Here is a 23,575-nt window from a genome sequence, read left to right as displayed (position 1 = left end):
CGAATTATAAACTCCGAATGATCTTTCAACGTGCCCTTCGACGTGAATTGGCTAGTGCCGCCGGGGCCACCTTCACTGTTTTATTCAGTATCCTGCTCACCTGGATGCTGATCGGTATCCTCGGCAAGGCCGCCGGCGGCAAAGTCGCGTCGGCCGACGTCATGTCGCTGATGCTGTTTTCCTCGCTGATGCAGCTGCCCACCATTTTGATACTGACCGGTTTCATCTCGGTGCTGATGGTCGTCACGCGCAGCTACAAGGAATCCGAAATGGTGGTGTGGTTCGCCTCGGGCCTGAGCCTGTCGCGCTGGATCGCGCCGGTGCTCAGCTTCGGCCTGCCGCTGGTGGTGGCCATCGGCGCCCTGAGCCTGTACGCCACGCCGTGGGCGCAGCAGAAAAGCGATGCCTACGTGGCGCGCTTTGAAAAGCGCGAAGACCTGCAGAAAGTCACGCCCGGCCAGTTCCGCGAATCGGCCGGCAGCAACCGCATCTTCTTTGTCGAAGGCGTCAGCGGCGAGAAAAACGTGGTGCAGAACGTGTTCGTCAACACCGTCGACGCCAAGGGCAGCGCGGTGGTGGTGGTCGCCAAGGAAGGCGTGATCAATACCGACGCCGCCGGCAGCCGCTTCCTGGTGCTGAAGGAAGGGCGCCGCTACCAGGGCATCCCGACCCAGGCCGACTTCCAGACCATGGAATTCGAACAGTACATCATGCGCATCGAAAGCAAGCAGCAGGAACTGGGCGCCGACCTGGGCGTGCGCGCCATGAGCACCATGGCGCTGATCGCCGCCAACAACCAGTTCACCATGGCCGAACTGATGTGGCGCGTCAGCGCGCCGCTGATCGCGCTGCTGCTGATCCTGCTGGCCATTCCGCTGGGCTTCGTCAATCCGCGCGCCGGCAGTTCGGCCAACCTGATCGTGGCGCTGTTGATCTTCTTCAGCTACAGCAACCTGACCAAGGTCATCGAGGCAAGCGTGAAGCAGGGCCGTCTGAGCTTCGGCATGGCCTGGTGGCCGCTGCACCTGCTGGCGCTGCTGGCCGTGGTGGCGCTGTTCGCCTGGCGCCTGAATGTGAATCACCGCTATCATCCGCTGGTCCTGCTGGCGTCCTTCAAGCGCGCGCGCTGCGCCGGCAAACAGAGTAAGGCGGACACCAAATGAAGATCCTGCAGCGCTATTTTGCGGTTTCGATATTCCAGGCGGTGTTCTTCGTGCTGCTCGCCTTTCTGGCGCTGCAGGCCTTCATCGACCTGACGGGCGAGCTGCCCAAGGTCGGCCGCAATGGCTATACCATCCAGTACGCCTTTTTCTATGTGCTGGTGCTGGTGCCCGGCCACGTGTATGAAGTGATGCCGATCGCCGCCCTGATCGGCACCATCTACACGATGGCGCAGTTTGCCGCCAGCTCGGAATTTACCATCATGCGCGCGTCGAGCATGTCGACCGCGATGGCGGCCGGCTTCCTGCTGCGCATCGGCGTGGTGTTCGTGGTGATCACCTTTTTGTTCGGCGAATTCGTCACGCCCTATACCGAGCCGCTGGCCGAGCGCCTGAAACTGACTTCGCGCGGCACTTCCGTGTCGAGCGAGTTCCGCTCGGGCCTGTGGACCAAGGACATGATCAAGAGCGACGGCTTGACGGGCACCGTCACCGGTTCGCGCTTCTTCAACGTCGGCGAAGCGCGTCCCGACGGCCAGCTGAAAAACGTCAAGCTGTACGAATTCGACACCACCATGCGCCTGCGCACCATGACGGTGGCCGCCAGCGCGATTTACCAGGGCAACAACGTCTGGCGTTTGTCCGACGTGACGGAAACGGCGTTCTCGAACAGTGCCGCCACCACGCCCGGCTACGAGCCGAAGCTGCAGAACTACTATGGCCAGGAAACCAGCCTGGTGCGCACCGTGAAAAGCGCCACCAAGGACATGGTGTCGGAAGTGACGCCGAAGATCCTGACGGTGTCGGCCTCGGACCCCGAGCGCATGTCGGCCAGCGAACTGGCGGTGTACACGCGCCACCTGGCCGAGAACAAGCAGGAGACCGAGCGTTTCCGCATCGCCTTCTGGAAAAAGCTGATCGACCCGCTGGCCATTTTCGTGCTGATGGCGCTGGCGCTGCCGTTCGCCTACATGCATACGCGCAGCGGCGGCGTCAGCCTGAAGATTTTCATCGGCATCATGATCGGCGTGAGCTTCATGCTGGTCAATACCCTGTTCTCGCACCTGGGCCTGCTCAGTACCTGGCCGGCCCTGCTGACGGCGGCCGCACCGAGCGTGCTGTATCTGTTTGCGGCCTTGATCATGCTGTGGTGGGTGGAGCGGCACTGATGACGACGACAACGACACGGCAGGCGCTGATCCTGTTCGCCCATGGCGCGCGCGCCGCTTCCTGGGCCGCACCGTTCGAACGCCTGCGCGAGCTGACCCAGGCACGCATGCCCGGCACCGCCGTGCAGCTGGCCTTTCTTGAACTGATGACGCCGCGCCTGCCGGAACTGATTGCCACCTTGCTGGCCGAGCTGCCTGACGGCGCGGTACTGGACGCCACCGTGGTGCCGGTGTTCCTGGGCCAGGGCGGCCATGTGCTGCGCGACCTGCCGCTGCTGGTGGACGAATTGCGCCAGGCGCACCCGCAACTGCGCCTGAAGGTGGTCGAGGCGGTCGGCGAAAACGCCAGCGTGCTGGCGGCGATTGCCGATTACTGCGTGGCCGCCCCCGGCCAATCTTGAACGGGCCGGTCGATATCGTCTACCTGTGGGTGGACGGGCAGGACCCGGCCTGGCGCGCGCGCCACCGCGCCGCTTATGCGCAGTGGGCGATACAACACCCTGGCCAGCTGGCCCTGCATGGCAATGTGGCGGGGCGCTACCGCGACAACGGCGAGCTGCGCTACAACCTGCGCGCACTCGAGCGCTTCTTTCCCGATCATGGCCATGTGTATCTGGTGACCGACCGGCAAGTGCCATCATGGCTGCGCGCCGGCGCTGGCTTGACCGTGATCGACCACCGCCAGCTGATGCCGGCGTTCGCCTTGCCCGTGTTCGACTCGGCCCATATCGAATCGTATCTGCATCATATTCCCGGCCTGGCCGAGCGGTTTTTATATCTGAATGACGATGTGTTCCTGGGCCAGCCGTTCGACGCCGGATACTGGTTTGGCGACGGCCTGCGCGTGTACCTGGAAGAAGCGGTGGTGTGTTTGCCGGCGCAAGTGCGCGCTGACGTGGCGGCGCCCGTCAATTGCGCGGTGCTGTCGCGCGACTGGCTGGGTGCGCGCGACCCTGGTTATCGCCACGAGCCGCGCCTGTTTGCGCATGCGCCGCGGCCGATGCTGAAAAGTGCCATGCAGACGCTGGAGCGGCAGGCTCCCGAACTGTTTGCCCAGGTGCGTTCCACCGTGTTCCGTTCCTGGCGCGCGCCGGCCCTGCTGCCCGACCTGGTGCCGCGCTGGATGGTGGAGCAGGGCCTGGCGCGCAGCGACGTGCTCGATCCGCTGCATATCGCCAGTGGCGACGCGGATGCACCGGCGCGGCTGGCGCAGCTGCGCGAACGGTTCGGCAGCTTGCCGTTTTTCTGCATTAACGATACCTGCGACGAGGCAGAGGATGATGACCCGCGCCTGGCGCGGGTGGCGGCGACCTTGCGGCAGTTGCTGCCGCAGCCGTCGCGCTTCGAACAGGCTGTCAGCCAGCCTTCCTGAAACGCAGCTTGATGCGGGCAGCCGCACTGGTATCGGCCATGGCGGCCAGGAACAGCAGCAGGTAGCCGTCCAGTTCAAATACCTCTTCCAGCAGCTCCGAATACATCTCCGGCAAGGCGTGGATCACTTTCTTGTCGAACGGCCAGCCGGCCACCATGAACAGGCCGCCGATCAGGGTGATGATGGTCACGCGCATGCCGAAGATGGCGCGCACATTCGCAAACACGGCGCGCGCGCGCGGCACGAAAAACACCAGCAGGCGCAGCAACACCAGCAGTTCCAGCACGCGCAGGGTTTTTTCCAGCACGTTCCACGCATACGACTCGCCCATCTCGCGAATTTCCAGCTCGCGCAGCAAAAAGCCGAACATCAGCGCCGACAGGCCGGCGTGGATCAGGAAGCGCAGCGAATCGCGGTCCGATTCGGTCCACGCCTTTTGCCCGTGCACCACGCAAGCGAGCGCCAGGCACAGCGCCTGCAGGCATTCGAGCAGATGGTTTTCATTGTCGATGGCGGGAAACACCAGCCACAGGCCGATCTGGCCCACGGTGACCAGCAAAATCGTGGCGAACAGGCCGCCATTGCTGCGGCTGAGTGACTGCAGCGCTTCGCGCAGGGAAGAAAAATTCATGAGTGATGACAGGGTAGAGAATGCAGGGGTGGCGCGGTATTGCGGCCCGAGCATCCTACCATGTTTTGCATCAGATCAATAGTTACTGACTTTAAAGTCGGTAAAAACGGCGCTACCCAGATCCGGGGCACTGGCCTGGTGCGCGCGCATCGCCATCGCCTCGCCCAGCATCACCAGCACGGGGCCGTGCTTGTCGCCCAGGCCCAGCGCCAGCTGCGACAGGGTCATGCGCGCGATGCGCTGTTCCGGCCGGCTGCAGTTTTCAATCACCACCACAGGTGTCGTCGCACTGCGGCCCTGCGCCAGCAAACGTTGCGCGGTGGCGATCGCTTCGCGTCCGCCCATGTATTGCACCAGGGTGTCGCAGTCCGGCACCGCCGTCTGCTCGGATTCGCCGGGCGCCGTGCTGGATGTAAAAAACGCCACGCTGCGCGACACGCCCCGTTTGGTCAGCGGTTGCTGGGTGGCGGCGGCGGCGGCCAGCGCGGTGGTAATGCCGGGCACCACTTCCACGGCGATACCGGCTTCTTCCAGCGCGCGCAATTCCTCGTCGGCACGGCCGAACAGCATCGGGTCGCCGCCTTTCAGCCGCACGACGACCGCGTATTTGCGCGCATGGTCGACCAGCTGCTTGTTGATGAACGCCTGCGCCGTCGACAGCTGGCCGCAGCGCTTGCCGACCAGGATCTTTTTCGCCTGCGGACACAGCTCCAGCATCTCACTGGTCACGAGTGCGTCGTGCAGCACCACGTCGGCTTGCGCCAGCAGGCGCGCGCCGCGCAAGGTCATCAGGTCTTGCGCGCCGGGGCCGGCGCCGATCAGGTAGACCTTGCCCGGGAGAGATGTGGAGTGGTTCATGCTTGCCTTCCTCAGTCGATGCGGATCATTCCGGCAGCAACGGTTTGGTGGGTGACTTCATCGATCAGGATAAAGGCGCCGGTGGCGCGGATATCGGCATACGCGTCGGCCGCCAGCGGCTGCTGCACGTTCAGGCTGATGCGGGCGATATCGTTCAGCTTCAGGCCTTCGGCCGGATGGCGCTGCTGCGTATTGATGTCGAGCAGGGTGTCGATCGCCGTCACCTTGGCGGCCGTCTGGCGCGTGCCGTGCTTGATCCAGTATTTGCGGCGCAGGTCGAGCGCGTCTTCCGACAGCCAGCAGACGTCGGCCACTACCTGCTTGAGCAAGGTGGCAGGACGGTCGGCGCCGGCCAGCAGGTCGCCGCGCGAAATATCGAGGTATTCGTTCAGCAGCAAGGTCACCGACTGGCCCACCACGGCGCTTTGCAAGGAGCCGTCCAGGGTGACGATATCCTTGACGGTGGCCGTCTGGCCCGAAGGCTGCACCACCAGCGTGTCGCCGATGCTGACCTTGCCCGCTTCGATGCGGCCCATGTAGCCGCGGAAGTCGTTCGCTTCGTGGCCGTTGTGGCGCGCCACCAGTTGCACCGGGAAGCGGAACGGCGCGTCGTGCGATTCGTCGTAGACGGACAGGGACTCCAGCAGCTCGATCAGGGTCGGGCCGGTGTACCAGCCCAGCTTGTCGCCGCGCTCGACCACGTTGTCGCCGGTCAATGCCGACAATGGAATCGGCGTGATGTCCTTCAGGCCCAGCGACTGGGCGAATTCGCGGTAGGCGGCGACGATGCGGTTGTACACCGTTTCGTCGTAATCGACCAGGTCCATCTTGTTGACGGCGACCACCACGTGCTCGATCTGCAGCAGGTGGGCAATCGTCGAATGGCGCTTGGTCTGGATCAGCAATTCCACGCTGCCGTCGTCGCCGAGTTTGACTTTCGACACGTCGATCAGGATGATGACGGCGTCGGCGGTCGAAGCGCCGGTAACCATGTTGCGCGTGTATTGCTCGTGGCCCGGCGTGTCGGCGATGATGAACTTGCGTTTCGGGGTGGCGAAGTAACGGTAGGCGACGTCGATCGTGATGCCTTGTTCGCGCTCGGCTTCCAGGCCGTCCGTCAGCAAGGACAGGTCGACCGTGTCGCCGACCGTGCGCTTGTGCTTGGAGCGCGACATGGCGTCGAGCTGGTCGGCGAAGATGCCCTTGCTGTCGAACAGCAAACGGCCGATCAGGGTGCTCTTGCCGTCATCGACGGAACCGGCCGTGATAAAGCGCAGCATGCCGCGCTCCAGGCTGTCGGAGGAAGTGGTGTTCAAAACTGCTGCGTTCATCAGAAATACCCTGCTTTCTTGCGTTTTTCCATCGAGGCTTCGGAGGTCTGGTCGTCCATGCGGGTGGCGCCGCGCTCCGTGATTTGCGTGATTGCCGTTTCGGCGATGATGGCGTCCACCGTGGCCGCATCGGACGACACGGGGCAGGTGCACGAGATATCGCCGACGGTACGGAAGCGCACCACTTGCGTTTCCACCGTTTCGCCTTCGCGCGGCGGCGTCAGGTCGGTCAGCGGCACCAGCAGGCCATTGCGCGGGATCACCTGGCGCTCGTGCGCAAAGTAGATCGGCGGCAGTTCCAGTTTTTCGCGGGCGATATATTGCCACACGTCCAACTCGGTCCAGTTCGAGATCGGGAACACGCGCATGTTTTCGCCGGGATGGACGCGGGTGTTATACAGATCCCACAGTTCCGGACGCTGGGCTTTCGGGTCCCAGGCGCCGAATTCGTCGCGGAACGAGAAGATGCGTTCCTTGGCGCGGGCTTTTTCCTCGTCGCGGCGGGCGCCGCCGATGCAGGCGTCAAACTTGTGTTCGGCGATGGTTTCCAGCAGGGTCACGGCTTGCGCCGCATTGCGCGAGTCCGTCGCCGGGTTGCGCAGGCGCACCGTGCCGCGCTGGATGGAATCTTCCACCGAGCCGACGATCAGGCGTTCGCCCAGTTCCGCCACTTTCTTGTCACGGAAGGTAATGACTTCCGGGAAGTTATGGCCGGTGTCGATATGCACCAGCGGGAACGGGAATTTGCCTGGACGGAAAGCTTTTTCCGCCAAACGCAGCAGGACCACGGAATCCTTGCCGCCCGAAAACAGCAGCGCGGGGTTGGCCGACTCGGCCGCCACTTCCCGCATGATGTGGATGGCTTCCGACTCAAGGCTGTCGAGATGGCGCTGGTTCAAAATATTGCTCATATTGGATGCTTTCTTGTTCTCTGTTAGCTGGTTCAGGCGGCCACGGATTTAATGCGGATCAACTTGCCGTCCACCATGTGCAGGCCGCATTCCTTGGAATCGGGGTTTTCCCACCACCAGCGGCCGGCCCGCACGTCTTCGCCGGGCTGGACCGCGCGGGTGCACGGTTCGCAGCCGATCGACGGATAGCCCTGGTCGTGCAGCGCATTGTAGGGCACGTCGTTGGCGCGGATATACGCCCATACATCCTCTTCCGACCAGTCGGCCAGCGGGTTGAATTTGGTCATCGCGTGCGCCGCGTCCTCTTCCTGCACATGCAGTTCGGCGCGCGTGGTCGATTGTGCACGGCGCTGTCCCGTGACCCAGGCCTTGTTGCCGGCCAGGGCGCGGCCCAAGGGCTCGACCTTGCGGATACGGCAGCATTCGCGGCGCATCTCGACGCTGTTGTAGAAGGCGTTCAGGCCGTTCTGTTCCACATACTGCGCCACGGCTTCCGGCTGCGGACGGTACAGCGTGATGTCATGCTCGTAACGGTCCTTGACCTTGCCGAGCACGGCCAGGGTTTCCTGGTGCAACCGGCCCGTTTCCAGCGAAAAGATGCCGATCGGCAGCTTCGCTTTGAGGATCATGTCGGTCAGCACCATGTCTTCGGCTGCCAGGCTAGAGGCGAACACGGCCGGCGAAAAATCCGCGGCGATGCGTGTCAGCGTTTGCTGGGTGGCGTCAATTAAAGTAGAGAGGTCGCTCATGGTGATCTTCGTTGCCTTTATTCAGATGCCGGCCGCGTTGTCGAGGTCGGGATTCTGGCCTTCGCGGTGGTGGCGGCGGAACAGCGGCGATTTCTGGTCCCACGAGGCCTGGTAGGTTTCCGAAAACACGGACAGTCCTTTCAGTGCGTCATGGATGCTGCGGTCCGGTCGCGTCGCATAGGCGTCAAAGCCCACGCGGTGCATCGAGAACAGCTGGTCGCGCAGCACGTCGCCGATGGCGCGCAGCTCGCCTTTGTAGCCGAGGCGGGCGCGCAGATTAAAAGCGATCGAATAGCCGCGGCCATCGGTAAATTTCGGAAAGTCGATCGCGATCACGGCCAGTTGGGCGATCACATCGGCGAGTTCTTCCGGACGCTCGTCGCCGGCCAGCCACACGCCGATGTCCGGCAGGCGGGCGGCGAGCGCCTCGCGCTGGGCTTGCCACACCAGCAGCGGCACGATGGCCTTGCCTTCAGGCACAACCACGGACTCCGGCGTGTCGCCCTCGTCCAGGCGCAGCAGGCCCCAGTCATTCGGCACTACTGCGGCGTTCTTGATGATTTCTTCGCGTACTTCAAACATATTCGTCTTCTCCGACCAGGTTGCCGACGGTGATCGGCGTTGCATACACATGTTCCTTGAAGGGCGGCAGGCCCAGGCGCTGTGCCGTGTCGACAAAGCGTTCGCCTTCATGGCGTTCGCGTACATACACATGCAGCAGGCGGGCGATAACTTCCGGCATCTGCAAGGCGGAGAACGATGGTCCGATGATCTTGCCGATGGCGGCGTTGTTGCCTTGCGCGCCGCCGATCGACACCTGATACCATTCGCTGCCATCCTTGTCGACACCGAGCACGCCGATGCTGCCCACATGATGGTGGCCGCAGGCGTTGATGCAGCCGGAAATATTGAGTTCAATTTCGCCGATATCGTGCTGGAAGTCGATATTGTCGAACCGCTCGGCAATCGCGGCCGCGATCGGCAGCGATTTCGCATTGGCCAGCGAGCAGAAATCGCCGCCAGGGCAGCAGATCATGTCGGTCAGCAAGCCGATATTCGGCGTGGCCAGGCCATGCGCCTTGGCTTCCTGCCACAGTTTGAACAGTTTCGACTGCTCGACGTCGGCCAGCACCAGGTTCTGCTCGTGCGTGACGCGCAGTTCGCCAAAGCTGTAGCGGTCGGCCAGATCGGCCACGAAATCGATCTGCTCGGCCGTCGCGTCGCCCGGCGGCACGCCAGTTTTCTTCAGCGACAGCACCACCGCCACATAGCCTGGGCGCTGGTGCGGTTTGACGTTGCGCAGGATCCAGTTGGCATAGGCCTTGTTGTCCGCGTGTTCGCCGGCGTAATCGACGTCCGTCAGTTCCAGGTAGGCCGGCGGATTGAAGAAGTCCGCCACGCGCTGCATTTCCTCGGTCGTCAGGGTTTCCGCGCCGTCCTTCAGGTCGACCCATTCCGCTTCCACCTGGCGCGTGAATTCTTCCACGCCGATGGCTTTCAATAAAATCTTGATGCGCGCCTTGTACTTGTTGTCGCGGCGGCCGTGCAGGTTGTACACGCGCATGATGGCTTGCGTGTAGGTCAGCAGATGTTGCCATGGCAGGAATTCGCGCACCACGCTGCCCAGGATCGGCGTGCGGCCCATGCCGCCACCGGCCATCACCTTGAAGCCCACTTCGCCCGCTTCGTTGCGCACGGCCGTCAGGCCGATATCGTGCACGGCGATCGCGGCGCGGTCCTGTTCGGCGCCATTGATGGCGACCTTGAACTTGCGCGGCAGGGCGATGAACTCGGGGTGGAAAGTGCTCCACTGGCGCAACACTTCCGCATACGGGCGCGGATCGATGATTTCATCGGCGGCCACGCCGGCGTACGGGTCCGACGTTGTATTCCGGATACAGTTACCGGAAGTCTGGATCGCGTGCATCTCCACCGAGGCCAGGTCGGTCAGGATATCGGGCGTCTGTTCCAGTTCGACCCAGTTGAACTGGATGTTCTGGCGCGTGGTGAAGTGGCCATAGCCGCGGTCGTACTTGCGCGCGATATGGGCAAACATGCGCATCTGCTTCGACGACAGCAGGCCGTACGGCACGGCGATGCGCAGCATGTAGGCGTGGCGCTGCATGTACAGGCCGTTTTGCAGGCGCAGCGGAATGAATTCTTCTTCCGTCAATTCATTGGCGAGCCGGCGCGCAACCTGGTCGCGGTACTGCGCAATGCGTTCTTTGACGATAAGATGGTCGTACTGATCGTAGTGGTACATATCGAGTCCTAAATAAGCCGGGGTACTGGAAGATTGCCTGGGATTGTATGTGAATTAGTAGATTAGCTTTACTGCCACGGTGGTCAAGGTCATCGCCAGCAGTACGCGCAAGAATTTTTCCGGTACCGAGCGCGCCACCCACGAGCCGAGCGTGATGCCGGGCAGGGAGCCGATCAAGAGCGAGATCAGCAGTTCCCAGTGGATGGAACCGAGCCACCAGTGGCCCAGCGCGGCAATCGCCGTCAGGGGCACGGCATAGGCGATGTCGGTGCCGGCCACTTCGGCCGAGCTCATGCTTGGATACAGCATCACCAGCAAGGTCGCGCCGATGGCGCCGGCGCCGATCGACGAGACGGTAACCAGCACGCCCAGCACGGCGCCGGAAATAATGGTCGCGGCGGCAAGTTTGTTGCCTTGCAGTTGTTTTTCAGGATGGGCGTTGATCCAGTTCAGCATGCGGCCCTTGAAGATCAGGGCAACCACGGTCAGCAGCACCGAGCCGGCGATCGAGTAGCGGATGATCTGGCCGATTTCCGGCGACAGGGTACCGAACGACTTCAGGGCCAGGGTGGAAACGACCGCAGCGGGCAAGGCGCCGATGCACAGGCGCTTGACGATATCCCAGCGCACGGTGCCACGCAGGCGGTGCGTCAGGGTGCCGGCGCTCTTGGTAATCGAGGCAAAGGCCAGGTCGGTGCCGACGGCAACCGATGGCGAGACGCCAAACAGCAATGTTAACAACGGAGTCATCAGCGAGCCGCCACCGACACCGGTCATGCCGACCAGCAAACCGACGGCAAATCCTGAGACTATATAAGACAAAGTCATGCTTGCACCCCCAAAGTACCCGCAATAGTAATAAACTTAGTGTTTATTCCAAACTACTAAGTATGCATTTGCTTATATGCGATATGTGTATAAGCATGAATGTAAAATCATCGGTAGGGCGGAAGCGCGGCACATTTTAAGGCAAAACCAGCAATGAATCTCCATCAACTGCGCTTCGTGCGCGAAGCGGTTCGGCAGAACTATAATCTGACGGACGCGGCCAAGGCCTTGTTCACTTCGCAACCGGGCGTGTCGAAAGCCATCATCGAGCTGGAAGAAGAGCTGGGCGTCGACATCTTCACGCGCCACGGCAAGCGCATCCGCGGCCTGACGGAGCCGGGCCGCCTGGTGCTCGAATCGGTCGAGCTGGTGATGCAGGAAATCGACAGCATGAAGCGCATCGGCAAGGAATACGCGGCACAGGACAGCGGCAGTTTTACCATTGCCACCACGCACACGCAGGCGCGCTACACCTTGCCCAAGGTGGTGCAGGCGTTCATGATCAAGTTCCCGAAGGTAAGATTGTCCTTGTTGCAAGGCAACCCGCGCCAGATCGCCGAGATGGTACAGCGCGACCAGGCCGATCTCGCCATTGCCACCGAATCGATCGCCGCCATCGACGGCCTGATCACCTTGCCCTGCTATCAATGGGAGCATGTGGTGGTGGTGCCGGTCGATCATCCGCTGCTCAAATCGAAGTCGGTCACGCTGGAGGAAATCGCCGCGTTTCCCCTGATTACCTATGACAGCGCGTTTGCCGGCCGCAACAAGATCGACCACGCTTTCGTGCTGCGCGGCCTGAAACCGGACATCCTGCTGGAGGCCATCGACGCCGACGTGATCAAGACTTATGTCGAGTTGGGCATGGGGATTGGTATCATAGCGGGCATGGCCTTCGACGCCGAGCGCGACCGGGGCTTGCGCGCCATCCCTGTCGGCCACCTGTTCGGCATGAATGTGTCGCGCGTGGCCGTCAAGCAGGGCGCCTATCTGCGCAGCTACATTTACACCTTTATCGAGTTGCTGACCCCCACCCTGAACCGGAAATTGATCGAACAGGCGATGAGCGGCGATAAAGAGCACTACGAACTATAACAATGCAGCACCAAGCCGGGCGAGTGCCCGGTTCTGACTAGATAAGAGAAGAAACATGATTACCGATCAGCTTGCCCAATATTACGCCACCATCGCGCAGCAGTACGAGCGCGTCTATGACAAGCCCGAACGCCAGGAGGACCTGGAAGTGTTGCGCGACAAGGTCGCCGACGTGCTGGAAGGCCATACCGTGCTGGAACTGGCCTGCGGCACCGGCTACTGGACCGAGGTGGTTGCCGACGCGGCCGAATCGGTGCTGGCGACCGACATCAACGATGAAATGCTGGCGCTGGCCCAGGCCCGTGGCTTGCCCGACAACGTGACCTTCGCCAAGCTGGACGCATTCAACTTGCCGGACGACCTGGCGGGCAAATTCACTGCCGTGTTCGCCGGTTTCTGGTGGTCGCATGTCAAGCGCGAAGACCAGGACAAATACCTGAAACAGTTGCGCAGCAAGCTGGGCAAGGACATTATGCTGGTGCTGATCGACAATTCCTATGTCGACGGCAGCAGCACCGTCATCGCCCGTACCGACCTGGAAGGCAACACCCACCAGTTCCGCACGACGGACGCGGGCGAGCGCTATGAAGTGCTGAAAAATTTCCCATCGGACAGCCACCTGCGCAAGAAGTTCGCCCATTCCGCGCGCGAGATCCGCATGAAGCGCCTCGAATATTACTGGCTGCTGAGCTGCCGCCTGAAGTAAGCGGCACCACGCCATACAACCGCCTGCGGGCGGTTTTTTTTCGTCTTGAGGAAAAGAGTGCCAAAAAACAACAGATTGCCGATGTCATATTGTTGAAGCATTTGCTTGGCATGATTCGGTTCAGCAGCTGAGCAGCACCAAATTTTGTCCAACCTAATGTAGAGAATCTCAAGTGAAAAAAATTACTCTGGCAGCATTGATCGTCGCTTCTTTCGCAGCCGCTACGGCGCAGGCGCAATCGAACGTCGTCGTCTACGGCGTGGTCGATCTGGGCCTGGCCAAGACCAGCGGTTCGTCCATCGTGGAACGTGAGAATCAGGCTTCGCGCATCGGCTTCAAGGGTACGGAAGATCTGGGCAACGGCCTGAAAGCCATTTTCAACCTGGAAAGCGAATTCAAGGCTGACACCGGCGCGCAAGCCACGGCCAACACCCTGTTTGACCGCCAGGCATGGGTAGGCTTGACCGGCAACTTCGGTACCGTGTACCTGGGTCGTACCAAGGATCTGCTGGACGGCACCCTGGCCCGCGTCGACCCGTTCAACACCTACGGCGTGATCGGCAAGATCAATGAGCCAGTCATGCGCGGCGGCCAGTCGCCAAACGGCCCTGCCGCCGGCGGTTCGGTGGTGGGCGCTTCGCGCGTCAGCAATTCCGTGACCTACAACAGCCCGACCTTCAGCGGTTTCGTCATCAGCGGCCAGGTCGTCGCCAGCGAAATCAAGGATGCCGATTCGGGTTACAGCGTGGTCGCCACCTATGACATGGGCCCAGCCAGCGCCCACGCCGGCTACCAGAAAAAAGTGCAGACGGTGGCCAACGCCACTGCCGAACCAACTCTGTGGCTGGTGGGCGGCGGCTACAAATTCGGTCCTGCCAAAGTCACGTTCGACTACTCGAAGGCCGACACCGACGTTGCTGTCAACGGCGAATTCAAGAGCTTCCTGATCGGCCTGGCGTATGACATCGGCGGTGGCGCGATCAAGGCCAGCTATGTGAAACAGAAACAGGACAGCAGCCTGGTCAGCGGCAAGGAAACCGCCAAGGCCTTCGGCCTGGGCTATGACTATCCGCTGTCGAAGCGTACCGCCGTCTACGGCTACGCCGGCCGCGACCAGTTCAGCGACAAATCGATGTACCAGCTGGGCATGACCCACAAGTTCTAAGCAACACCAGCATGGTGGTGTGAAGCAAGGCGCTCCGTGGAGCGCCTTTTTTTTATGGTGAGGATGTGATTGCATGCATGGGCAGCATGATGTCGATGCGGGTGCCGCCCAGTTCGCTGTCGGCGCCGATCTGTATGCTGCCGTTCAAGCCCCATACCCGTTCGCGCATGCCCAGCAATCCCAGCGACGCCGCTTTTTCCAGGTCGCGGTCGGTAATGCCCTTGCCGTCATCCTGTATCGTGATCGACAGCATGGAATCGATGCGGTGCAGGGCGATCGTGATATGGCTGGCTTCGGCATGACGGGCGATGTTGGTCAGCGCCTCCTGCACGATGCGGTAAATGGCCGTGCTGCGCTCGTCGTCGAGCACCAGGTCGCCCTCGTCAGCCATCAGTTCGAAATGCACGGCCTGGCGCAGCAGGAAGTCGTGGCGCAAGGTTTGCAGCGCAAAATACAGCCCCCCTTCATCGAGGGCGCGCGGGCGCAGATTGCTGGCGATGCGGCGCAGCGAGGAAATCGCCGTCACCAGCAAGCCATCCATTTCGTGCAGCAGGCGCAGCAACGGCGCCGTCATGTCGGCATGCTGGCGCGCCAATGTCAGGTCGACGCGCAAGGTGGCCAGCAACTGGCCCAGGTCATCATGCAACTCGCGCGCGATATGCTTGCGCTCTTCCTCGCGGATGGTTTGCAGCGCACTCGACAGTTCACGCAGCTGCGCAAACGAGCGCGCCAGTTGTTCGTGGACTTGCTTGCGCGCACTGATGTCGCGCACCAGGACGGTATCGACGGCGCCCTCGTGCCCGGTGCTCGCCGTTAATGAACCCTCCAGCGGAAACATGGCGCCGTCGACCTTGCGGCCCATCAGGGTGGCGTCGGTGGCGCGCCGGCCTGTCAGGCGCAGTTGCTGGCCGATGTCAAGGAAAGGCAAGTTACTGTCCAGGCTGCGCAAATCGCGCAAGATGAAGTGGCCCAGCGGCATGCCGCGCATGGCCTCCGGCGTGCTGCCGAACAGGGCCGCGGCTGCCGCATTGGCATGCACGATGGACTGCTCGCTGTCGATCGCCAGCATGGCCTCGCTGGCCGGCGCAGTGGGCTCCGCCTGGCGCCTGGCCTTGAAGGGCCGCCACAGATAATAAGTGGCGGCGGCCGCCATGCCCAGCGGCAGCATGCGCAACAATCCTGTTTTTGCACGGCCGGGCATGGGCGCTCCTTGCGGATGGATCAACGACAGATCAAAGAAAGGCGAGCAGGGGGAAGTGCGGACGGGACTTCATGCAGCGTAGGCTGATTGAGGCGGGGGGGCTTGATCTTGCGCAGGCCGGGCCTGCGTGGCTCCGGTCTGCGTGGCGCGGCCTGCGCGGCTCGCTTACATCTGCTTGAACAGGTGCAAGAAGCTGCGGCTCACTTCCAGCTTGTCGGTCTTGCCTTTGATCAGCACCAGGTGGCGGCCGCGGATATCGCGCGTCACGCCTTCGATGGCGTTGACATTGACCAGCGTGGCGCGGTGGATCTGCCAGAACAGCGAAGGGTCGAGCTCTTCGGCCAGGTCGCGCACGGGCTTGCGGATCAGCGCTTCATATTTGGCCGTCTGCACGCAGGTATATTTCTCGTCCGAGCGGAAGAACAGGATTTCCTCGACCGGGATCATGCGCAAGTCCTGGCCGATGCTGGCCTGTATCCATTGCAGGTAGGTCGGCTTGGCGGTGATTTTCTCGGCCAGCTGCGACAGCATGGCCGTCACGCTGCTGTTGACGTCCAGCGCTGGTTTGCTCAGGTGCGTCTTCAGGCGGTCCACCGTGATCAACAGGCGCTCGTGCTCGGGCGGCTTCAGCACATAATCGACGGCGCCGCGTTCGAACGCTTCGACGGCGTGGCTGTCATAGGCGGTGACGAACACGATGCGGCTCTTGTTGCCGATCACTTGCGCCGCCTCCATGCCGGTCTTGCCCGGCATGCGGATATCGAGGAACGTAAAGTCCGGTTTCAGCTGATCGACCAGTTCGATCGCCTCGTCGCCATTCTTGGCCTCGCCGATGATCTCCAGTTCGGGCCAGGCCTGGCCCAGTCGCAAGCGCAGTTGGTCGCGCATCAGTCTTTCGTCGTCGGCAATAATAGCGGTAGGCATGGTCATCAAGTGTGAACTGGCGAAGATTGATTATTCAATGAATTAGCGTTTTTATCAACTACAGAGTGGTCTTATTTCGACAGTTGATACGGCACTTCGATCACGGCGCACACGCCGCTCGGCTGATTTGGCGTAATCGTCAGGCTGGCCTGGTCGCCATGCAGCAGTTTCAGCCGTTCGCGGATGGTCGGCAAACCGAGTCCCGTGCCATCGCTGGGGACGGCGCCAAAGCCCAGGCCGTCATCGGTGACGATCACGCGCAGCTTGCTGTGTGCCACTTCGGCCACGATGCGCAGGGTGCCGCCCTCCGGTTTCACTTCCAGGCCGTGCTTGATGGCGTTTTCCACCATCGACTGCAGCATCATCGGCGGGAAGGCGGCGCTGCGCAGCCCATCGGGAATCTGGAAATCGACCGTCAGCCGCTCTTCCATGCGCATTTTCAGCAGGTTCAGATAGGCTTGCACCATGTCCGCCTCGCGGCCCAGATTGGTAATCAGGGCGTTGTCGCGCATTTGCGGCAGCACGGCGCGCAAATACTGGATCAGGCTGCGCTGCATCTTGGCCGCGCGCGGCGGATCGACCTGGATCAGGTGTTCGACCGAGGCCAGCGTGTTGAACAGGAAGTGCGGCTCCACCTGTGCCTGCATCATCTGCATCTTCGCTTCGCTGAGCTGGCGCTGCATGGAGGCGCGCTCGGCTGCCTCATTGGCCGTCACCGTTTCCGCTTCCGCCCGCTTCTTGCCTCCGACCAGGGCCTTCATCGCAAACAGGGCCAGTACCAGCAAGGAAACAAAACTCTTGAACCAGGTCGAGGCTTGCTGGTGGTAGCGCGAAACCTTTTGTTCTGCAGCATCGTCGACCGCTTCCTCGATGGCGTTCGACAACTCTTCGCCGATTTGCGGCGGCAGCTCGATATGGACTTCCTCGCCGGAAGCGTTGGTGGTGACAGGATAGCTGGGCTTGGCTGGCGCCACCGGTGGGACGGGCGGTACCGGCGGCACGGCTGGTGTCGGCTCTTCAGGCGTGGTGTCGCTGCTGTCCGCGCTTGCGTCCGTCGGGCTGGCGTCCGCCGGCGTGGCATCGGTGCCCGTGCTTTCCGTATTGCGGCGGCTCTTGCTGTTGCGCGGATTGAAGTGGATGCCCGTATCGTCAATCAGGATATTCGTCTCGCCGGTATTCTTGCTGGCCCGCTTGTGTGACTTGATCACCACTTCTTCATCGGGGCTGGACGAAAACAGTTCATCTTGCAGGATGGAGCCGGCGATCAGGGCCAGCGCGGCGAACAGGAAAAATTTCCACCAGGATAATTGGGTGACCCAGGTCGTGGTGGCGTCGAATGCCTTTTGCAGCCAGGCGAGCAGGGTTTTCAGCAATTGGGGCAGGCTGGAAATCGGAAACATGGGACGCTTTCTTGGCAAGGAATGAATCGACGCGGTGGGCAAGTGTAACTGATGCTGATGCGCGTCAAAATCTGATGTTGCCACTGTGCCTGAAGCAGGGCAGCCATGCCAGCCGCTTGCGACAGGCTGCACAAAAAGGCGCTTGAAGTGAACAGGATGCCGGGTGGGCGGTAAGCAGGTATTGTTGATCCAGGAAAATAGATGTTGCAGACATCGGGCGGCTTTGCTATAGTTCGCCTCCTCGCAAAACGACGCACACAAAACAAAGTGTTGCAGAGTTAAACGGGGGTAGAAAAGAAGGTTGACGAAATGCTGAATAAGCTTCATAATCTTCCTTCTTCGCAGCTGACAAACACAACGCTTTGTCGATAGCGCGAAACACGCAGTACCGAATACCGTTCTTTAACAATTAACAGTCGATAAGTGTGGGCATTTGATGAAGTGCAGCGTCGATTTTCGGATTGACGTAAAACTTAAAATATCAAATGTTCACAAGAAATAATGAAATAGGACGCTACGAAAGTAGTGGCCTGTCAGTTTTTTGAGTGAGCGACCCGTCAGCAATGACGGTGCCTGTAACAGGGCAAAGTAACAGAGATTAAACTGAAGAGTTTGATCCTGGCTCAGATTGAACGCTGGCGGCATGCCTTACACATGCAAGTCGAACGGCAGCACGGAGCTTGCTCTGGTGGCGAGTGGCGAACGGGTGAGTAATATATCGGAACGTACCCTGGAGTGGGGGATAACGTAGCGAAAGTTACGCTAATACCGCATACGATCTACGGATGAAAGTGGGGGATCGCAAGACCTCATGCTCGTGGAGCGGCCGATATCTGATTAGCTAGTTGGTAGGGTAAAAGCCTACCAAGGCATCGATCAGTAGCTGGTCTGAGAGGACGACCAGCCACACTGGAACTGAGACACGGTCCAGACTCCTACGGGAGGCAGCAGTGGGGAATTTTGGACAATGGGCGCAAGCCTGATCCAGCAATGCCGCGTGAGTGAAGAAGGCCTTCGGGTTGTAAAGCTCTTTTGTCAGGGAAGAAACGGTGGGAGCTAATATCTCCTGCTAATGACGGTACCTGAAGAATAAGCACCGGCTAACTACGTGCCAGCAGCCGCGGTAATACGTAGGGTGCAAGCGTTAATCGGAATTACTGGGCGTAAAGCGTGCGCAGGCGGTTTTGTAAGTCTGATGTGAAATCCCCGGGCTCAACCTGGGAATTGCATTGGAGACTGCAAGGCTAGAATCTGGCAGAGGGGGGTAGAATTCCACGTGTAGCAGTGAAATGCGTAGATATGTGGAGGAACACCGATGGCGAAGGCAGCCCCCTGGGTCAAGATTGACGCTCATGCACGAAAGCGTGGGGAGCAAACAGGATTAGATACCCTGGTAGTCCACGCCCTAAACGATGTCTACTAGTTGTCGGGTCTTAATTGACTTGGTAACGCAGCTAACGCGTGAAGTAGACCGCCTGGGGAGTACGGTCGCAAGATTAAAACTCAAAGGAATTGACGGGGACCCGCACAAGCGGTGGATGATGTGGATTAATTCGATGCAACGCGAAAAACCTTACCTACCCTTGACATGGCTGGAATCCTTGAGAGATCAGGGAGTGCTCGAAAGAGAACCAGTACACAGGTGCTGCATGGCTGTCGTCAGCTCGTGTCGTGAGATGTTGGGTTAAGTCCCGCAACGAGCGCAACCCTTGTCATTAGTTGCTACGAAAGGGCACTCTAATGAGACTGCCGGTGACAAACCGGAGGAAGGTGGGGATGACGTCAAGTCCCCATGGCCCTTATGGGTAGGGCTTCACACGTCATACAATGGTACATACAGAGCGCCGCCAACCCGCGAGGGGGAGCTAATCGCAGAAAGTGTATCGTAGTCCGGATTGTAGTCTGCAACTCGACTGCATGAAGTTGGAATCGCTAGTAATCGCGGATCAGCATGTCGCGGTGAATACGTTCCCGGGTCTTGTACACACCGCCCGTCACACCATGGGAGCGGGTTTTACCAGAAGTAGGTAGCTTAACCGCAAGGAGGGCGCTTACCACGGTAGGATTCGTGACTGGGGTGAAGTCGTAACAAGGTAGCCGTATCGGAAGGTGCGGCTGGATCACCTCCTTTCTAGAGTTTGCACGAGGCAGCAATGCTTCACCATCAAATGTTCACACTTATCGGCTGTTAATAAAGAAGAACAGCATTTGGGGCTGTAGCTCAGCTGGTTAGAGCACCGTGTTGATAACGCGGGGGTCGTTGGTTCGAGTCCAACCAGCCCTACCAGTTTCTGTAGTAAATCTCAGGGGGATTAGCTCAGCTGGGAGAGCACCTGCTTTGCAAGCAGGGGGTCGTCGGTTCGATCCCGTCATCCTCCACCAAAAGTTCAAACGTAAGTTGATCACATCGGTGATTGAATTTAGGTTTGGTCTTTTAGAGACCAAGTGCTGTATGTTCTTTAACAATCTGGAAGAAGTAAAGATTATTTATTGATCGGTTTGCCGTAAAAGGTGAATCGATGGGTAATGATTGTATGTATCAACAAACAAGCAACAACGTTGTACTTTCTTATCCCTGTAGCGCTCTTTTCGTTTGAAAGAATGAAGAGGCTAACGTTATAGGGACAAGCGAATAAGTGCACATGGTGGATGCCTTGGCGATTACAGGCGATGAAGGACGTAGTAGCTTGCGATAAGCTGCGGGGAGTGAGCAAACACACTTTGATCCGCAGATTTCCGAATGGGGCAACCCACCCTTTTAGGGTATTGCATACTGAATACATAGGTATGCAAGGCGAACGCGGCGAACTGAAACATCTAAGTAGCTGCAGGAAAAGAAATCAACCGAGATTCCCAAAGTAGCGGCGAGCGAAATGGGAAGAGCCTGTACGTGATAGTCGGACCGATAACAGAATCCTCTGGAAATAGGAGCCATAGTGGGTGATAGCCCCGTATGTGAAATCGGACCGGTGGTACTAAGCGTACGACAAGTAGGGCGGGACACGTGACATCCTGTCTGAATATGGGGGGACCATCCTCCAAGGCTAAATACTCGTAATCGACCGATAGTGAACCAGTACGGTGAGGGAAAGGCGAAAAGAACCCCGGAAGGGGAGTGAAATAGATCCTGAAACCGTGTGCATACAAACAGTAGGAGCGGACTTGTTCCGTGACTGCGTACCTTTTGTATAATGGGTCAGCGACTTACATTCAGTGGCAAGGTTAACCAGATAGGGAAGCCGTAGAGAAATCGAGTCCGAATAGGGCGATCAGTCGCTGGGTGTAGACCCGAAACCAAGTGATCTACTCATGGCCAGGATGAAGGTGCGGTAACACGCCCTGGAGGTCCGAACCCACTAATGTTGAAAAATTAGGGGATGAGCTGTGGTTAGGGGTGAAAGGCTAAACAAACTTGGAAATAGCTGGTTCTCTCCGAAAACTATTTAGGTAGTGCCTCAAGTATCACCATCGGGGGTAGAGCACTGTTATGGCTAGGGGGTCATTGCGACTTACCAACCCATTGCAAACTCCGAATACCGATGAGTGCGAGCTTGGGAGACAGACGTCGGGTGCTAACGTCCGGCGTCAAGAGGGAAACAACCCAGACCGCCAGCTAAGGTCCCAAAGATTGGCTAAGTGGAAAACGAAGTGGGAAGGCTAAAACAGTCAGGATGTTGGCTTAGAAGCAGCCATCATTTAAAGAAAGCGTAATAGCTCACTGATCGAGTCGTCCTGCGCGGAAGATGTAACGGGGCTAAGCCAGTCACCGAAGCTGCGGATATTGTTCTGTGATTTATCACAGATAGATATGGTAGGAGAGCGTTCTGTAAGCCTGCGAAGGTGTCTTGTAAAGGATGCTGGAGGTATCAGAAGTGCGAATGCTGACATGAGTAGCGATAATGGGGGTGAAAAGCCTCCACGCCGTAAGCCCAAGGTTTCCTGTTCAACGTTCATCGGAGCAGGGTGAGTCGGCCCCTAAGGCGAGGCAGAGATGCGTAGCTGATGGGAAGCAGGTTAATATTCCTGCACCGTCGTATGATGCGATGGGGGGACGGATCGCGGAAGGTTGTCCAACTGTTGGAATAGTTGGTTTTTGGCTCATAGAAGGCACTTAGGCAAATCCGGGTGCGGAATTCAAGGGGTTGAGACGAGTGAATTTATTCATGAAGCAATCGGAAGTGGTTCCAAGAAAAGCCTCTAAGCTTCAGTCATACGAGACCGTACCGCAAACCGACACAGGTGGGCGAGATGAGTATTCTAAGGCGCTTGAGAGAACTCGGGAGAAGGAACTCGGCAAATTGGTACCGTAACTTCGGGAAAAGGTACGCCCCGGTAGCTTGATTGGTTTACTCCATGAGGGTGAAAGGGTTGCAATAAACTGGTGGCTGCGACTGTTTAATAAAAACACAGCACTCTGCAAACACGAAAGTGGACGTATAGGGTGTGACGCCTGCCCGGTGCTGGAAGATTAAATGATGGGGTGCAAGCTCTTGATTGAAGTCCCAGTAAACGGCGGCCGTAACTATAACGGTCCTAAGGTAGCGAAATTCCTTGTCGGGTAAGTTCCGACCTGCACGAATGGCGTAACGATGGCCACACTGTCTCCTCCCGAGACTCAGCGAAGTTGAAATGTTTGTGATGATGCAATCTACCCGCGGCTAGACGGAAAGACCCCATGAACCTTTACTGTAGCTTTGCATTGGACTTTGAACCAATCTGTGTAGGATAGGTGGGAGGCTTTGAAGCGGGGACGCTAGTTCTCGTGGAGCCAACCTTGAAATACCACCCTGGTTTGTTTGAGGTTCTAACCTTGGTCCGTTATCCGGATCGGGGACAGTGCATGGTAGGCAGTTTGACTGGGGCGGTCTCCTCCTAAAGTGTAACGGAGGAGTTCGAAGGTACGCTAGATACGGTCGGACATCGTGTTGATAGTGCAATGGCATAAGCGTGCTTAACTGCGAGACTGACAAGTCGAGCAGGTACGAAAGTAGGACATAGTGATCCGGTGGTTCTGTATGGAAGGGCCATCGCTCAACGGATAAAAGGTACTCTGGGGATAACAGGCTGATTCCTCCCAAGAGTTCATATCGACGGGGGAGTTTGGCACCTCGATGTCGGCTCATCACATCCTGGGGCTGTAGCCGGTCCCAAGGGTATGGCTGTTCGCCATTTAAAGTGGTACGTGAGCTGGGTTTAAAACGTCGTGAGACAGTTTGGTCCCTATCTGCCGTGGGCGTTGGAAATTTGAAGGGGGCTGCTCCTAGTACGAGAGGACCGGAGTGGACGAACCTCTGGTGTACCGGTTGTCACGCCAGTGGCATTGCCGGGTAGCTAAGTTCGGAAGAGATAACCGCTGAAAGCATCTAAGCGGGAAACTTGCCTTGAGATGAGATTTCCCAGAGCCTTGAGCTCTTTGAAGGGTCGTTCGAGACCAGGACGTTGATAGGCTGGGTGTGGAAGTGCAGTAATGCATTAAGCTAACCAGTACTAATTGCCCGTACGGCTTGTCCCTATAACCTTAGCAGGTACAGAGGATAAGACGGTACAACGTTGCGTGTGTGTTGATACGACATTCATTACCCCAATCTTTGCTTCTTCCAGATTCATGACGCTGCTGCCCCATCGGGAGCAACCGTCAGTACAAGTTATGCCTGATGACCATAGCAAGTTGGTCCCACCCCTTCCCATCCCGAACAGGACCGTGAAACAACTTTGCGCCGATGATAGTGCTGCAACCAGTGTGAAAGTAGGTTATCGTCAGGCTTGTTATAAGTAGGAGAAGAAAACCCGATCAGAAATGGTCGGGTTTTTT

18 protein-coding genes, 2 tRNA genes and 3 rRNA genes are annotated in these 23,575 nt (G+C 59.1%); 12 read left to right on the top strand and 11 right to left on the bottom strand.

What is annotated here, in order from left to right:
• The first annotated feature begins 17 nt into the window (after positions 1–17).
• Genes lptF through Q8L25_RS27825 form a run of 4 tightly spaced genes read left to right on the top strand, consistent with a single transcriptional unit; the run spans position 18 to position 3,701 of the window.
• Positions 18–1,163, top strand: a complete 1,146-nt coding sequence (gene lptF, locus Q8L25_RS27840; RefSeq protein ID WP_308922465.1) for an LPS export ABC transporter permease LptF — start codon at positions 18–20, stop codon at positions 1,161–1,163.
• Entirely contained in the window at positions 1,160–2,329 is a 1,170-nt protein-coding gene (gene lptG / locus Q8L25_RS27835) for an LPS export ABC transporter permease LptG (protein WP_308922464.1), read from the top strand. The genes lptF and lptG overlap by 4 nt, the downstream gene beginning before the upstream one ends.
• Complete coding sequence (locus Q8L25_RS27830; RefSeq protein ID WP_308922463.1) at positions 2,329–2,730, top strand: CbiX/SirB N-terminal domain-containing protein; 402 nt, start codon at positions 2,329–2,331, stop codon at positions 2,728–2,730. The genes lptG and Q8L25_RS27830 overlap by 1 nt, the downstream gene beginning before the upstream one ends.
• A complete protein-coding gene (locus Q8L25_RS27825; protein ID WP_308922462.1) occupies positions 2,727–3,701 on the top strand; it encodes a Stealth CR1 domain-containing protein in 975 nt (324 codons plus the stop codon). The genes Q8L25_RS27830 and Q8L25_RS27825 overlap by 4 nt, the downstream gene beginning before the upstream one ends.
• On the opposite strand, the gene Q8L25_RS27820 is transcribed toward Q8L25_RS27825, so the two are convergent.
• From Q8L25_RS27820 to Q8L25_RS27785, 8 genes are all read right to left on the bottom strand, one after another.
• Positions 3,685–4,332, bottom strand: a complete 648-nt coding sequence (locus Q8L25_RS27820) for a hypothetical protein (RefSeq protein ID WP_308922461.1) — start codon at positions 4,330–4,332, stop codon at positions 3,685–3,687. The two genes, Q8L25_RS27825 and Q8L25_RS27820, sit on opposite strands and share 17 nt — an antisense overlap.
• A gap of 75 nt (positions 4,333–4,407) precedes the next feature.
• A complete protein-coding gene (cobA, locus tag Q8L25_RS27815) occupies positions 4,408–5,190 on the bottom strand; it encodes a uroporphyrinogen-III C-methyltransferase (RefSeq protein WP_308922460.1) in 783 nt (260 codons plus the stop codon).
• Positions 5,191–5,201: 11 nt separating this feature from the next.
• Positions 5,202–6,521: a GTP-binding protein gene (locus Q8L25_RS27810; RefSeq protein WP_308922459.1), complete on the bottom strand. Its 1,320-nt coding sequence runs from the start codon at positions 6,519–6,521 to the stop codon at positions 5,202–5,204.
• On the bottom strand, positions 6,521–7,432 hold the full coding sequence (gene cysD / locus Q8L25_RS27805; RefSeq protein ID WP_133993663.1) for a sulfate adenylyltransferase subunit CysD: 912 nt from the start codon (positions 7,430–7,432) through the stop codon (positions 6,521–6,523). The genes Q8L25_RS27810 and cysD overlap by 1 nt, the downstream gene beginning before the upstream one ends.
• Before the next feature lie 32 nt (positions 7,433–7,464).
• Positions 7,465–8,181, bottom strand: a complete 717-nt coding sequence (locus Q8L25_RS27800) for a phosphoadenylyl-sulfate reductase (RefSeq protein ID WP_308922458.1) — start codon at positions 8,179–8,181, stop codon at positions 7,465–7,467.
• A gap of 21 nt (positions 8,182–8,202) precedes the next feature.
• Entirely contained in the window at positions 8,203–8,763 is a 561-nt protein-coding gene (locus Q8L25_RS27795; protein ID WP_308922457.1) for a DUF934 domain-containing protein, read from the bottom strand.
• Positions 8,756–10,444: a nitrite/sulfite reductase gene (locus Q8L25_RS27790; protein ID WP_308922456.1), complete on the bottom strand. Its 1,689-nt coding sequence runs from the start codon at positions 10,442–10,444 to the stop codon at positions 8,756–8,758. Before Q8L25_RS27790 ends, Q8L25_RS27795 begins: the two co-directional genes overlap by 8 nt.
• Before the next feature lie 54 nt (positions 10,445–10,498).
• Positions 10,499–11,272, bottom strand: a complete 774-nt coding sequence (locus tag Q8L25_RS27785; protein ID WP_308922455.1) for a sulfite exporter TauE/SafE family protein — start codon at positions 11,270–11,272, stop codon at positions 10,499–10,501.
• A 153-nt stretch (positions 11,273–11,425) separates the two neighbouring features.
• Between Q8L25_RS27785 and Q8L25_RS27780 the strand changes: the two genes are divergently transcribed.
• The 3 genes from Q8L25_RS27780 to Q8L25_RS27770 all read left to right on the top strand — a co-directional run bounded on the left by Q8L25_RS27780 (position 11,426) and on the right by Q8L25_RS27770 (position 14,238).
• Complete coding sequence (locus Q8L25_RS27780) at positions 11,426–12,367, top strand: CysB family HTH-type transcriptional regulator (RefSeq protein WP_065306706.1); 942 nt, start codon at positions 11,426–11,428, stop codon at positions 12,365–12,367.
• Between the two features lie 55 nt (positions 12,368–12,422).
• The gene (locus Q8L25_RS27775; RefSeq protein ID WP_308922454.1) at positions 12,423–13,073 is read left to right on the top strand and encodes a class I SAM-dependent methyltransferase; all 651 of its coding nucleotides are present in this window, start codon (positions 12,423–12,425) and stop codon (positions 13,071–13,073) included.
• A gap of 172 nt (positions 13,074–13,245) precedes the next feature.
• On the top strand, positions 13,246–14,238 hold the full coding sequence (locus tag Q8L25_RS27770) for a porin (RefSeq protein WP_308922453.1): 993 nt from the start codon (positions 13,246–13,248) through the stop codon (positions 14,236–14,238).
• 52 nt (positions 14,239–14,290) lie between these two features.
• Here Q8L25_RS27770 and Q8L25_RS27765 read toward each other — a convergent pair whose 3' ends face one another.
• From Q8L25_RS27765 to Q8L25_RS27755, 3 genes are all read right to left on the bottom strand, one after another.
• Positions 14,291–15,439, bottom strand: a complete 1,149-nt coding sequence (locus tag Q8L25_RS27765) for a PAS domain-containing sensor histidine kinase (protein WP_308922452.1) — start codon at positions 15,437–15,439, stop codon at positions 14,291–14,293.
• 165 nt (positions 15,440–15,604) lie between these two features.
• Positions 15,605–16,363: a LytTR family DNA-binding domain-containing protein gene (locus tag Q8L25_RS27760; protein ID WP_308922451.1), complete on the bottom strand. Its 759-nt coding sequence runs from the start codon at positions 16,361–16,363 to the stop codon at positions 15,605–15,607.
• 71 nt (positions 16,364–16,434) lie between these two features.
• Complete coding sequence (locus Q8L25_RS27755) at positions 16,435–17,763, bottom strand: histidine kinase (protein WP_308922450.1); 1,329 nt, start codon at positions 17,761–17,763, stop codon at positions 16,435–16,437.
• A 600-nt stretch (positions 17,764–18,363) separates the two neighbouring features.
• Between Q8L25_RS27755 and Q8L25_RS27750 the strand changes: the two genes are divergently transcribed.
• The 5 genes from Q8L25_RS27750 (at position 18,364) to rrf (ending at position 23,526) form a co-directional block, all read left to right on the top strand.
• Positions 18,364–19,894 (top strand): 16S ribosomal RNA (locus tag Q8L25_RS27750).
• Positions 19,895–19,973: 79 nt separating this feature from the next.
• Positions 19,974–20,050: transfer RNA gene (locus tag Q8L25_RS27745), tRNA-Ile, on the top strand.
• 19 nt (positions 20,051–20,069) lie between these two features.
• Positions 20,070–20,145 (top strand) — tRNA-Ala (locus Q8L25_RS27740).
• 240 nt (positions 20,146–20,385) lie between these two features.
• Positions 20,386–23,275, top strand: a 23S ribosomal RNA gene (locus tag Q8L25_RS27735).
• Positions 23,276–23,413: 138 nt separating this feature from the next.
• Positions 23,414–23,526: ribosomal RNA gene (gene rrf, locus Q8L25_RS27730) — 5S ribosomal RNA — on the top strand.
• The 16S, 23S and 5S rRNA genes sit together here with 2 tRNA genes alongside, the layout of an rRNA operon.
• Positions 23,527–23,575 lie beyond the last annotated feature (49 nt).

This window comes from Janthinobacterium sp. J1-1, assembly GCF_030944405.1.
GTDB lineage: Bacteria > Pseudomonadota > Gammaproteobacteria > Burkholderiales > Burkholderiaceae_D > Janthinobacterium.
Note: the sequence above shows the minus strand (reverse complement) of the source record. Positions and strands in the feature narration are given on the sequence as shown.

Bases quoted from the DNA above. Each gene is read 5' to 3' on its own strand.
- Q8L25_RS27810 (WP_308922459.1), bottom strand. From the start codon at position 6,521: ATGAACGCAGCAGTTTTGAACACCACTTCCTCCGACAGCCTGGAGCGC.
- Q8L25_RS27755 (WP_308922450.1), bottom strand. From the start codon at position 17,763: ATGTTTCCGATTTCCAGCCTGCCCCAATTGCTGAAAACCCTGCTCGCC.
- Q8L25_RS27830 (WP_308922463.1), top strand. From the start codon at position 2,329: ATGACGACGACAACGACACGGCAGGCGCTGATCCTGTTCGCCCATGGC.
- lptG (WP_308922464.1), top strand. From the start codon at position 1,160: ATGAAGATCCTGCAGCGCTATTTTGCGGTTTCGATATTCCAGGCGGTG.
- Q8L25_RS27800 (WP_308922458.1), bottom strand. From the start codon at position 8,181: ATGAGCGACCTCTCTACTTTAATTGACGCCACCCAGCAAACGCTGACA.
- Q8L25_RS27765 (WP_308922452.1), bottom strand. From the start codon at position 15,439: ATGCCCGGCCGTGCAAAAACAGGATTGTTGCGCATGCTGCCGCTGGGC.
- cobA (WP_308922460.1), bottom strand. From the start codon at position 5,190: ATGAACCACTCCACATCTCTCCCGGGCAAGGTCTACCTGATCGGCGCC.
- cysD (WP_133993663.1), bottom strand. From the start codon at position 7,432: ATGAGCAATATTTTGAACCAGCGCCATCTCGACAGCCTTGAGTCGGAA.
- Q8L25_RS27760 (WP_308922451.1), bottom strand. From the start codon at position 16,363: ATGCCTACCGCTATTATTGCCGACGACGAAAGACTGATGCGCGACCAA.
- Q8L25_RS27780 (WP_065306706.1), top strand. From the start codon at position 11,426: ATGAATCTCCATCAACTGCGCTTCGTGCGCGAAGCGGTTCGGCAGAAC.
- lptF (WP_308922465.1), top strand. From the start codon at position 18: ATGATCTTTCAACGTGCCCTTCGACGTGAATTGGCTAGTGCCGCCGGG.
- Q8L25_RS27775 (WP_308922454.1), top strand. From the start codon at position 12,423: ATGATTACCGATCAGCTTGCCCAATATTACGCCACCATCGCGCAGCAG.
- Q8L25_RS27795 (WP_308922457.1), bottom strand. From the start codon at position 8,763: ATGTTTGAAGTACGCGAAGAAATCATCAAGAACGCCGCAGTAGTGCCG.
- Q8L25_RS27820 (WP_308922461.1), bottom strand. From the start codon at position 4,332: ATGAATTTTTCTTCCCTGCGCGAAGCGCTGCAGTCACTCAGCCGCAGC.
- Q8L25_RS27790 (WP_308922456.1), bottom strand. From the start codon at position 10,444: ATGTACCACTACGATCAGTACGACCATCTTATCGTCAAAGAACGCATT.
- Q8L25_RS27785 (WP_308922455.1), bottom strand. From the start codon at position 11,272: ATGACTTTGTCTTATATAGTCTCAGGATTTGCCGTCGGTTTGCTGGTC.